At 41.5% G+C, this 11473-nt stretch carries 9 protein-coding genes and 1 pseudogene; 6 read left to right on the forward strand and 4 right to left on the reverse strand.

Annotated features, from left to right (window positions below):
* A pseudogene (locus V7K79_RS25585) lies at positions 1 to 194 on the reverse strand (leucine-rich repeat domain-containing protein); the annotation flags it as partial.
* A 598-nt stretch (positions 195 to 792) separates the two neighbouring features.
* On the opposite strand from V7K79_RS25585, the gene V7K79_RS25590 reads away from it, so the two are divergent.
* Positions 793 to 1509, forward strand: coding sequence for a GUN4 domain-containing protein (locus V7K79_RS25590; RefSeq protein ID WP_335051656.1), 717 nt, complete (start codon positions 793 to 795; stop codon positions 1507 to 1509).
* 83 nt (positions 1510 to 1592) lie between these two features.
* Here V7K79_RS25590 and V7K79_RS25595 read toward each other — a convergent pair whose 3' ends face one another.
* Positions 1593 to 2219: a DUF4126 domain-containing protein gene (locus V7K79_RS25595; RefSeq protein ID WP_335051658.1), complete on the reverse strand. Its 627-nt coding sequence runs from the start codon at positions 2217 to 2219 to the stop codon at positions 1593 to 1595.
* A 92-nt stretch (positions 2220 to 2311) separates the two neighbouring features.
* Here V7K79_RS25595 and V7K79_RS25600 point away from each other — a divergent pair, with 92 nt between their 5' ends.
* A complete protein-coding gene (locus V7K79_RS25600; protein ID WP_335051660.1) occupies positions 2312 to 2482 on the forward strand; it encodes a hypothetical protein in 171 nt (56 codons plus the stop codon).
* A 50-nt stretch (positions 2483 to 2532) separates the two neighbouring features.
* Here the strand turns inward: V7K79_RS25600 and V7K79_RS25605 are convergent, their stop codons facing one another.
* Together V7K79_RS25605 and V7K79_RS25610 are read right to left on the reverse strand one after the other, a co-directional pair.
* Positions 2533 to 2955 (reverse strand): DUF488 domain-containing protein, encoded by a 423-nt coding sequence (locus V7K79_RS25605; protein ID WP_335051662.1) that lies wholly within the window; start codon positions 2953 to 2955, stop codon positions 2533 to 2535.
* A gap of 31 nt (positions 2956 to 2986) precedes the next feature.
* A complete protein-coding gene (locus V7K79_RS25610) occupies positions 2987 to 3766 on the reverse strand; it encodes a hypothetical protein (RefSeq protein WP_335051664.1) in 780 nt (259 codons plus the stop codon).
* 180 nt (positions 3767 to 3946) lie between these two features.
* On the opposite strand from V7K79_RS25610, the gene metH reads away from it, so the two are divergent.
* The 4 genes from metH (at position 3947) to rpmB (ending at position 11080) form a co-directional block, all read left to right on the forward strand.
* On the forward strand, positions 3947 to 7477 hold the full coding sequence (gene metH / locus V7K79_RS25615) for a methionine synthase (protein ID WP_335051665.1): 3531 nt from the start codon (positions 3947 to 3949) through the stop codon (positions 7475 to 7477).
* 309 nt (positions 7478 to 7786) lie between these two features.
* A complete protein-coding gene (locus tag V7K79_RS25620; RefSeq protein ID WP_335051667.1) occupies positions 7787 to 8428 on the forward strand; it encodes a class I SAM-dependent methyltransferase in 642 nt (213 codons plus the stop codon).
* Between the two features lie 221 nt (positions 8429 to 8649).
* Entirely contained in the window at positions 8650 to 10638 is a 1989-nt protein-coding gene (gene htpG, locus V7K79_RS25625) for a molecular chaperone HtpG (RefSeq protein WP_335051669.1), read from the forward strand.
* A gap of 205 nt (positions 10639 to 10843) precedes the next feature.
* The gene (gene rpmB, locus V7K79_RS25630) at positions 10844 to 11080 is read left to right on the forward strand and encodes a 50S ribosomal protein L28 (RefSeq protein ID WP_292870003.1); all 237 of its coding nucleotides are present in this window, start codon (positions 10844 to 10846) and stop codon (positions 11078 to 11080) included.
* Positions 11081 to 11473: the final 393 nt, after the last annotated feature.

The raw sequence follows: 11473 nt of genomic DNA on the forward strand, positions 1-11473 counted from the left end.
GTCAAGTTGGAGAGTTGGCTGATTTCTGGCGGCAGGCTGCTGAGTTGATTGTTATTGAGGGATAGCCATGTCAAGTTGGAGAGTTGGCTGATTTCTGGCGGCAGGCTGCTGAGTTGATTGTTAGAAAGGTTTAACTCTGTTGCCTTTTCCCTGGCAGCTTGTTCAATAATTTGCAACAATTCTTCGTTTGTCACCTGCAAACCTCACCAACTCTGTAGCGATATTTACTAAAGTAGTATATCGCAACTAAACGTTAGAGACTGGATTAGTGTGTTCATCTGCATAAAAACGGCTGTCATGTTTAAATTAGCAGGGTGCGTAGGCGTAGCCCGTCGTAGACATCGCTAACGTTGCAATAACATTCACTCATTCACGAGTATCAAAGACTCGCTCACGAGTATAAAAGACTCGTCGGCGAGTATCAAAGACTCGTCGGCGAGTATCAAAGACTCGCTCACGAGTATCAAAGACTCATTCACGAGTATCAAAGACTCGTCGGCGAGTATCAAAGACTCGTCCACGAGTATCAAAGACTCATCCACGAGTATCAAAGACTCATCCGCGAGTATAAAAGACTCATTCACGAGTATAAAAGACTCGCTCACTAATATTAAAGACTCATTAATGAAGTTCAAAGGGTGCGTTACGCTTTCGCGCTAACACACCCGAAGACTACGATCGCTTTATAATTGCGATCGCAGATTCTTGGTTTTACACCCTAGTGAAGTGGCACAATGGTCTATAATCAAGCGGCTATTGTCTTTACTCAATAGTTTAACGATAGACTAAGGTATGAAAAAAAAACGAATTCGGCTTGGAGTTGTTGTTCTACTTTTAACAGTCATAGGAACAATATTTCTAGGGGTATTAACTAAAAGCCCGTTTGAAGAAATGGGAACAGAAGTTAAAGCTGTACAACTGTTGTCGAAAAATAATACAGAATCAGAATTGAGAAAACAGGTTAAGAAACCTCTTACTGAAGATTTATATGTTCAGCTTGAGAATTCTTTGAAGTCTCAAAATTGGTTAGCAGCAAATACCCAAACATCCCAACTGATGCTCAATATTGCTAAAAAAGAAAAAGAACAATATTTAACTCCTGAGGACATTAATAGTTTTTCTTGTCGAAACCTGCAAAGACTAGACAGACTTTGGGTCGCCAATTCACATAACCGTTTTGGCTTTAGTGTGCAAAAGGAAATATGGATTAAACAGGGAAATCCACTCGATATAAAAGCAAACCCCGCGATAGTTGAGTCGCGAGAAAATGATTATAAAACCTATTTACGGTTCGCTAAGTCAGTTGGGTGGGCGTCGGTAAAAGACAATGAAACGACAAGAGGCGAGTACATTGGTATCGACGACTTAACTTCACGTATAAAAAATGATCCAAATCTGAGAGGGAGCTTACCAGTCTTTTACACAGATCGTATTGCGTATACATTTTGGAGAGGGTGGACACGTTGGACTTACCGTTTTCTCTTGCGTTCGCGTGAGTGCGGCTTGTAAAGTCTACCCTATAAGCGTTTCCGAATTTTTAATTATTACAGCACTTTTTATACTACAGAATCAGCATTCCACAAATCCAATACTTATCCCAATTCTCTTGATGGAGAGACGGTTTCGTTAGTTTGAGAAGATAGTTTATTGAAGAAACTCCAGATTCTTTGAATAGCTATTATTACAAAACCAATCACAATCACTCCTGCTACCACTGGTAAAGCTAGCGCCAGCACAGACAGTCCGATTGCCATAATCAACTCAATGGTTGACACAATAGGATTGGTTAATCCACCTGAAACGCCTGTAGAACTTATCCGCAATGTATTCATTAATCCCTTAGTTAATCCTGCGGTTCCACCACCTGCAATTAAAGCTAACGTCCATTGCACAAGTGGATTCATCTCTGGAGCAACAGAAGCTGTGACGATTGTCCCAGCGATAAATGCCGCAGGTGTGGCAAAAATATCCAGCAGATGATCTAACCAAGGAATGTAATAACCGATAATTTCCAGCGAACAAGCGACTGCAAATACAATTACAGCTTGAGGTGTTTCCAGCCAATCAAAGTTAGTCGGCAAATCAAAATGTCCAAAAACTGAAGCCACACTCAAGGCCAGCAGTGGTACAAATACTCGAAAGCCAGCCGCCGCGCTCAAACTAATCCCCAGTAACAATTCAATAAATGTATTTAGGTTGAACAAAGAAATTAAATCCATAGCAAGACTCAAGTTATACTTCTGGTGTTTTTTCTATCTTTGAGCTGAACAAAGTAACAACTCTCAGTTGTGATCCCAAGATAAGAAACTTGATGAAAATATTTCATCTGACTATGTGTATAATCAGTGAAACCTCACCTCTGTCAATGGGCAATGCCATACCCCTACAAAAAATCTATAATATTGCCCACCTGATAATAGCGATGTCTAAGGGCGGGCGTAGCTGCGGCACCACCAACGCTACAGGCGGTCGTTTCTTGTGAAATGAGATTACTAAACACTCTTCCCTAAGTATCGATAAAATTTTAATTTACTACTCTAAATGCTTAACAGGCATTGATACTAAGTTTCCCAAGCAATGAGCAACTTCTTTCCGATGACAGCGATTCGGGTTCATTTCAGCACACAAGAGTAAAATATTACCCGTTTGAGCAACTTGTGCAATTTCATGTAAAGCTTTATCTGCTTCTTCTTGATTTACTGGAATCCAATTTTCTTTACCAGATGTATTACCTAGAGCGGTTTTAGAAATATACTCAATATTATTTAATTCACAGAATATTTTAATTTTGTCGCCGTACCATTTGCGACTCCAAGCACGAGGAACCATCCTCACATCAACAACACATTCGACATCAAACTTTTGCAGGTATTCCAAGAAGGCATCGTAGTCTTTGCGATTGCCATATCCGAAGGTAAGTATGCATCTTGTTTTAGCAATATCTTTAATCTTCATTTTTCATTCCTGGAACAATCAAGTTTAAATATTACATTTTTATTAATGGTGGGTAAAATATCCCAATAATCATAAAGCTATTTTTGTGACTTTTTAGGTTTCCCATGATAAAGTATAAATCTTTTTTGTTTAAAAACTCGTCTTCTAGTTTCTGGCGTACTTTTTCTAAAGCCTCCTTTTCTTTATTGTCCATACTTATTTCATTTGATCTATCTCTACAATTTCTATAAAGTTGTTGAATTTCCCAATCGCTTATTGTACAACGATGTTTATCTCCATCTTGAGAAATAAACTCATAACCAAAATTGTAAGGTATTTTATCTAACTGCACTGAAGGCTCAAACAAGTCTAGTTGATCCAAGATTCCTTGCTGTTTCGGGTTCCATTCTCGTTCTGTCTCGTTACAAAAGTATTTTTTTATAGTTTGTGGTTTAATAATACCGAGAGACTTCCCTTGCTCTTTAATCTCCCGAATAGATTTGAATTCTAATGGCACAACCAAGGCTTTTCTTCCTTCCCAGTTTTTGCTAGTATCAATTTTTCGTATTACTTCTATCGAAGAATCATCTATACGAAAACTTTCTTCTCTATAATCTTTGTCATTTCTTTCTATTTTAGCACTTATAATTGACCATCTTGGATAACGCTTATCAAAATCTAATTGACGAAAACGAATAGGATAAATGCGAATCCATTGAACTGGTTTCTCGTCATTATCTAATAAAACTCCTGCTGTACAGACTGTTTCTTGATATTTGGTACTAATTGAAGGGTATGTTTTAGTTGCAATCAAAATTTTCCTTCTTTCCATAGAACAACCTCTATATGAACTAGATCACTATCCAGTGATATTATAGACACATAAGTAATTCCAGTATGGCATCAAAATTTTTCTATTAAATACTGCCGAAACTCCCAAAATTTTGGAAAATAATAAAGTAAGTAGAGTATCACAAGACTCACTTGATTTGCTCATTTCTTCTAGGAAAATATGACTCATCCTTTCCTTGAACGCCTGCGTAGTCCAGATAGCCCAGTCCTCGTCTTCGACGGGGCGATGGGAACCAACCTGCAAACCCAAAACCTGACTGCTGAAGACTTCGGCGGCCCACAGTATGAAGGCTGTAACGAATACTTAGTCCACACGAACCCCGAAGCAGTTGCTAAGGTTCACCGCGACTTTCTCGCTGCTGGTGCTGATGTGATTGAAACCGATACCTTTGGCAGTACGTCCCTGGTGCTGGCAGAATATGACTTGGCAGACCAAGCCTACTACCTCAGCAAGACAGCCGCAGAATTAGCCAAGCGTGTCGCGGCGGAATTTTCCACTCCCGAAAAACCCCGGTTTGTGGCAGGTTCCATCGGCCCGACAACTAAACTCCCAACCTTGGGACATATTGACTTTGATACCATGAAAGCGACTTTTGCAGAACAAGCAGAAGCGCTGTGGGATGGTGGTGTCGATTTATTTCTGGTGGAAACTTGCCAAGATGTGCTGCAAATTAAAGCCGCACTGAATGGAATTGAAGAAGTGTTTGCCAAAAAAGGTGATCGCCGACCATTGATGGTGTCTGTAACAATGGAAAGCATGGGCACAATGTTGGTTGGTTCCGAAATCAGTGCTGTGCTGACAATTCTGGAACATTACCCAATTGACATTCTCGGTTTAAACTGTGCCACTGGCCCAGACTTGATGAAACCACATATCAAGTATCTGGCAGAACATTCACCTTTCATCGTTTCCTGTATTCCCAACGCGGGTTTACCTGAAAACGTCGGCGGTCAAGCGCACTACCGCCTAACACCGTTGGAATTACGGATGTCGCTGATGCATTTTGTTGAAGATTTGGGTGTCCAAGTGATTGGGGGTTGCTGTGGGACGCGTCCAGAACACATTCAACAATTGGCAGAAGTCGCTAAAGGATTAAAGCCAAAAGTTAGACAACCTAGTTTAGAACCAGCAGCAGCATCAATTTACACCACTCAGCCTTACGAGCAAGATAATTCCTTCTTGATTGTTGGCGAACGTCTCAACGCCAGTGGTTCCAAGAAGTGCCGCGATTTACTTAATGCCGAAGATTGGGATGGACTCGTGTCAATGGCGAGGGCGCAAGTAAAAGAAGGCGCACACATCCTTGATATTAACGTCGATTATGTCGGACGTGACGGCGTGCGTGATATGCACGAATTAGTTTCGCGCATTGTTAATAATGTGACATTACCTTTAATGCTTGACTCCACCGAATGGGAAAAAATGGAGGCGGGTTTAAAGATTGCCGGTGGTAAGTGTTTGCTGAACTCCACCAACTACGAAGATGGGGAACCGCGCTTTTTGAAGGTGCTGGAGTTAGCGAAAAAGTACGGTGCTGGTGTAGTCATTGGTACTATCGATGAAGATGGGATGGCGCGGACAGCAGACAAAAAGTTTGCGATCGCAGAGCGTGCTTACCGTCAAGCTGTAGAATATGGCATACCACCTACAGAAATATTCTTTGATACCCTCGCGTTACCCATTTCCACCGGGATTGAAGAAGACCGAGAAAACGGTAAAGCCACAATTGAATCCATCCGCCGCATTCGTCAAGAATTGCCTGGATGCCATGTAATTTTGGGTGTTTCCAATATTTCCTTTGGTTTAAATCCAGCGTCGCGGATGGTGCTGAACTCGGTATTTTTGCACGAAGCGACGACGGCGGGAATGGATGCAGCCATTGTCAGTGCTAACAAAATTTTACCGTTGTCCAAGATTGAAGAACGCCATCAAGAAATTTGTCGGCAGTTGATTTATGACGAACGGAAGTTTGAGGGTAATGTTTGCGTATACGATCCCTTGGGAGAGCTTACCACAGTGTTTGCTGGGGTGACGACAAAACGCGATCGCTCCTTAGATGAAAGCCTCCCCATCCCAGAACGTCTCAAACGCCATATCATCGACGGCGAACGTATTGGCTTAGAAGAACATTTGAAAAAAGCCTTAGAAGAACATCCCCCCTTAGAAATTATCAACACCTTCCTGCTAGATGGCATGAAAGTTGTCGGGGAATTATTCGGTTCTGGACAAATGCAGCTACCCTTCGTCTTGCAATCTGCGGAAACCATGAAAGCGGCGGTGGCCTTTCTAGAACCGTTCATGGAAAAATCAGAATCAGGCAACAATGCCAAGGGAACCTTTATCATTGCCACAGTCAAAGGTGATGTCCACGACATTGGTAAAAACTTGGTGGATATCATCTTATCCAACAACGGCTATAAGGTGATTAACCTGGGAATTAAGCAGCCAGTGGAAAACATCATCAACGCTTACGAACAGCATAAAGCTGATTGTATTGCCATGAGTGGTTTGCTGGTAAAATCCACCGCCTTCATGAAAGAAAATTTGGAGATATTCAACGAAAAGGGAATTAGTGTCCCCGTAATTTTAGGTGGTGCGGCGCTGACTCCCAAATTTGTGCATGATGATTGCCAAAAAACTTACAAAGGTAAAGTTGTTTATGGCAAAGATGCCTTTTCTGACTTGCACTTCATGGATAAATTAATGCCAGCAAAAGCAACTGGTAACTGGCAAGATTTGCAGGGATTTTTGAACGAAGTCGAAACGGCTGAAGTTTCAACAAATGGTCACAAAGAATCGGTAACTACAACTGCTAAGGAAACAGTGTCTGCTGAACCAAAACAAGTAGATACAAGACGTTCTGATGTTGTGGCAATAGATATTGAACGTCCCACACCGCCTTTCTGGGGAACGAAGTTATTGCAGCCTAGTGATATTCCCATCGAGGAAATATTCTGGCACTTGGATTTACAAGCTTTAATTGCTGGACAGTGGCAATTCCGCAAACCAAAGGAACAATCTAAGGAAGAATATCAGGCTTTCTTAGCTGAAAAAGTTTACCCAGTTTTAGAAACTTGGAAACAGCGAATTATTGAGGAGAATTTGTTGCATCCCCAGGTGATTTACGGATATTTCCCTTGTCAAGCCGAGGGGAATTCTCTACATATATATAACTCCGAGAACCAATCACAACAGGTTGCAACTTTCGAGTTTCCCAGACAGAAGTCTTTAAGAAGGTTGTGCATAGCAGATTTCTTTGCACCGAAGGAGTCGGGAATTATTGATGTCTTTCCAATGCAGGCGGTGACTGTAGGAGAGATTGCCACAGAGTTCGCTCAAAAGCTATTTGCTGCCAATCAATACACCGATTATCTGTATTTCCACGGTATGGCAGTACAGATGGCGGAGGCTATAGCTGAATGGACACACACCAGAATTCGCCGAGAGTTAGGTTTTACTGCTGAGGAACCCGATAATATTCGGGATATATTGGCACAACGCTATCGTGGCTCACGGTATAGTTTTGGGTATCCAGCTTGTCCAAATATTCAGGATCAGTACAAACAACTGGAGTTATTGCAGACTGACAGGATTAACTTGTACATGGATGAAAGCGAACAACTTTATCCAGAACAGTCTACCACTGCGATTATTACCTATCACCCACTAGCAAAATACTTTAGCGCGTAGAATCTTACGCTTTAACCCGATACGCTTGGTGTTAGTGATATTTTCTTGCTAATGAAGCCCAAACCGTGGATTTACCCCCCTTAATCCCCCCTTATAAAGGGGGGAAATATCCGGTTCTCCCCCTTTATAAGGGGGAGTTAGAGGGGGTCAGAAGGACTTGTGCGTACACCGTAGCACCTAGAAAAAGAAAGGTAAAGTATATTATTATACAGGTAAAACAAAGTACTGTTACTTTCATAATTTTTTCGGGAATCCTGTAGTTGTATACGCAGCAAATTTATTAATCTCTCAGCTTAGGTAGGCTTATTTATGCAACTCATCAGCTCGTTAGATATTAGAAATTCAGAATATTTATCAAAAAATCGCCTCATCAGTTACCATCACCAGTTGCGTCTAATTTTTTCACTAGGTAATCAGGTAAAAAACGTTTTAGAAATTGGGATTTTTAATTCTCTATTAACAGACATTCTGAAGAATAATGGCTACAACGTCTCCACTGCTGATGTTGACCCCAGCCTCAAACCAGAAATCATTTTGGATTTGACTACAGATTTTTCATTACCAAAAGATAAATTTGATGCGATTGTCCTGTTTCAAGTGCTGGAACATTTTCCCTATCCTGAGTCAGAAGAAGCATTGAGAAAACTTGCTATTGCAACTAAGAAATTTTTGGTGATTTCGATTCCCTATTGCACTCAATACCTCTCGTTTCAGGTGAAAACTTCTTTCTCAGGTAGACCAAGGTATTTATTATTCAATGTGCCAAAATTCTGGAGTATAACGCCAGTCTGTGACGAACATTATTGGGAAATGGGTTTGAAAGGATATCCCAAAAAGCGGATTTTAAACTCTGTTGCCAAAGCGGGGTTAACTGTTAAGCAAGAATTTATCGATCCCAGTTATCCATACCACTATTTTTTAGTCTTGGAGAAGAATTATAGTAATACTTAAACAGCAATCTGTGAGAAGTGAAGAGTCGGAAGTAGGGAAATCCGAATCAGAAAATGGCGGCAAACAATGCTCAAAAAACGAGCATCGCCTAAGTTATGCTTTTAAAATCCTAATTGGTATCATACCCTTTTATGTTCTCCGGGTTTATCCTGGAAAACAGATGGCTAGGTTGTATTACCTACTATCATCGTTTCAGATACTAACATCGAAAATTACCAATTATGCTAGAACAAGGCACTATCAGTATTCATACTGAGAATATTTTCCCGATCATTAAGAAGTCGCTTTACTCAGATCATCAAATCTTTTTGCGGGAACTGGTATCCAACGCTGTAGACGCCATCCAAAAGCTAAAAATGGTATCCCGCGCCGGAGATTATGCTGGAGACATCGGCGAACCAGAAATTGAACTTGCCATTGACAAAGATCAGAAAACTCTATCCATCTCCGATAATGGTATCGGGATGAGCGCAGATGAAGTTAAGAAATATATCAATCAGGTTGCCTTCTCTAGTGCTGAAGAATTTATTCATAAGTATGAAGGCAAATCAGATCAACCGATCATCGGTCACTTCGGTCTTGGTTTCTACTCTTCCTTCATGGTGGCGCAAAAGGTAGAAATTGATACCCTATCTTATCAAGAAGGGGCACAAGCGGTTCACTGGTCTTGTGATGGTTCCCCAGCATTCACTATAGAAGACTCTTCTCGAACAACTCGCGGCACTACTATTACTCTCACCCTGCAAGGAGAAGAAGAGGAATTTCTCGAATCAGCACGAATTAAAAATCTTGTCAAGACCTACTGCGACTTTTTGCCAGTTCCGATTAAACTTGATGGCGAAGTAATAAATAAGCAAAAAGCACCGTGGCGAGAGTCTCCGAGTAATCTGACTCAAGAAGATTATTTAGAGTTTTATCGCTACCTGTATCCTTTTCAGGAAGAACCTTTGTTATGGGTACATTTAAATACTGATTATCCCTTTATCATTAACGGGATTTTGTATTTTCCGAAAATGAGACCGGATGTAGATGTTACCAAAGGGCAGATAAAGCTATTTTGCAATCAAGTTTTTGTTAGCGACAACTGCGAAGAAATTATCCCGCAATTTCTGATGCCGATGCGGGGTGTGATTGATAGCACCGATATTCCCCTAAACGTATCGCGTAGTGCCTTGCAAGGCGATCGCACCGTGAAGCGAATTGGTGATTACGTTGCCAAAAAAGTAGGCGATCGCCTCAAAGAACTTTTCCGCGATAACCGCGAACAATACATTAGCGCTTGGAAAGACCTCGGCACTTTTGTAAAATTTGGCGTTCTCAACGACGAGAAATTCAAAAAACAAATCGAAGATATCATCGTCTTCCGCACTACCGCCAAGCTGACAGAAAAAGTTGCGGCTGAAACTCCAGTGGTTGAAGTTCAGTCTTCAGACGGGGATGCTTGGCAAGATGTCACTCCTTCACCCAGTTCTGAGAACTCAGCACCCAGCGCTCCCTATACTACGCTCAAAGAGTATCTAGAACGCAACAAAGAACGCAACGAAAACCGGGTTTTCTACAGCACTGATGAAGCAACCCAATCTACATACATAGAACTGCACAAAAATCAAGGCTTGGAAGTCCTGTTTATGGACTCCTTCATCGACACCCACTTTATCAACTTCTTAGAGCGGGAATATCAGGATGTCAAATTTACGCGGGTAGACTCAGATTTAGATAATACCCTGCTAGAACAAGACAAAGCTACGGAAATTGTCGATCCGAAGACGAACAAAACCCGCAGTGAGACGATCAAAGAGTTATTTGAGAAATCCCTCAACAAACCCAAACTCAACATCCGTACCGAAGCTTTAAAATCAGACGATCCTCAAGGGACACCACCTGCGATCGTGCTTTTACCAGAGATTCTCCGCCGCCTGCGGGAAATGAGCGCCATGATGCAGCAACAGTCAGCAGAGTTTCCCGAAGATCACATTTTGCTGGTGAATACTGCTCACCCACTGATTCAAAATCTCGCAAATATTAACCAAGGTAGTATCATTCAAGGTGACGGTCAATCGCCTACAGATCAGTTAGTCAACTTGATTTGCCAACACGTCTACGATTTAGCGCTGATGTCTCAGAAAGGATTTGACGCTGAAGGAATGAAATCCTTCGTTGAGCGTTCAAATGAGGTACTCACCAAGCTGACGGAACAAGCAAGTAAATAGTGTTGAGTGGGGCATGAGGCATTGGGAATTGGGAACAAGAAGCAGAGGAGCAGAGGAGCAGAGGTGCGGAGGGGCAGAGGGGAAAAACTTACTGCAACTTCACTTTCCCCTGCTCCTCCTCACTCCCCACTCCTTTCTCCACTTCTGTTGCCTAAGACCTAAAATGGAAAGGTTGTATTAAAATAACAATCTGGAGATACTTGCTATGTCCCGTCGCTGTGAACTAACTGGTAAAAAGGCAAATAACGCTTTTTCTGTTTCCCACTCTCACCGCCGTACTAAACGCCTTCAGCACGCTAATCTGCAAAACAAACGTGTTTGGTGGGAAGGCGGAAATCGCTGGGTGAAATTAAAGCTGTCTACCAAAGCAATCAAAACCTTACAAATTAATGGGTTAGAAGCAATGGCAAAAGAAGCTGGCATTAACCTAAATCATTACTAAGTAATCTGGATTTCATAACCCGAAACTTTCGCAAGGTGAAATGTTAGGTGATTCATAGGGGTGCATAGCTAGCTGTGTGCCCCTAATGTTTATTACATCTTTAGTAGCGGGTAAGTTTTTTCACGCAATCAAATATAAGCTTTATATAATTATTACACTACGGATAAATACCGCTATTTCCGAATAAAGATATAGCAGGAGGCAGGAGGCAGGAGGCAGCTATGCTGGAGGTAAAACTATTACTATTCCTAGCTTTCACTCTTTTAAAATGTCCTAACCTATGTGACTACGGCTATACCCCTCTTCTGTCACTTTCCGGAATAAGCAAGTAGTTTAGGAGCTAAATCATCCAGAAGCATAAGAGGGTTTAAATTGATTCATTGCAGCAATTAA

The organism is Nostoc sp. (assembly GCF_036917575.1).
In the GTDB taxonomy this organism is placed as follows: domain Bacteria; phylum Cyanobacteriota; class Cyanobacteriia; order Cyanobacteriales; family Nostocaceae; genus Nostoc.

Coding starts and splice junctions, on each gene's coding strand:
- V7K79_RS25605 (WP_335051662.1), bottom strand. CDS start 2,955: ATGAAGATTAAAGATATTGCTAAAACAAGATGCATACTTACCTTCGGA.
- V7K79_RS25600 (WP_335051660.1), top strand. CDS start 2,312: ATGAAAATATTTCATCTGACTATGTGTATAATCAGTGAAACCTCACCT.
- rpmB (WP_292870003.1), top strand. CDS start 10,844: ATGTCCCGTCGCTGTGAACTAACTGGTAAAAAGGCAAATAACGCTTTT.
- metH (WP_335051665.1), top strand. CDS start 3,947: ATGACTCATCCTTTCCTTGAACGCCTGCGTAGTCCAGATAGCCCAGTC.
- V7K79_RS25590 (WP_335051656.1), top strand. CDS start 793: ATGAAAAAAAAACGAATTCGGCTTGGAGTTGTTGTTCTACTTTTAACA.
- V7K79_RS25620 (WP_335051667.1), top strand. CDS start 7,787: ATGCAACTCATCAGCTCGTTAGATATTAGAAATTCAGAATATTTATCA.
- V7K79_RS25610 (WP_335051664.1), bottom strand. CDS start 3,766: ATGGAAAGAAGGAAAATTTTGATTGCAACTAAAACATACCCTTCAATT.
- htpG (WP_335051669.1), top strand. CDS start 8,650: ATGCTAGAACAAGGCACTATCAGTATTCATACTGAGAATATTTTCCCG.
- V7K79_RS25595 (WP_335051658.1), bottom strand. CDS start 2,219: ATGGATTTAATTTCTTTGTTCAACCTAAATACATTTATTGAATTGTTA.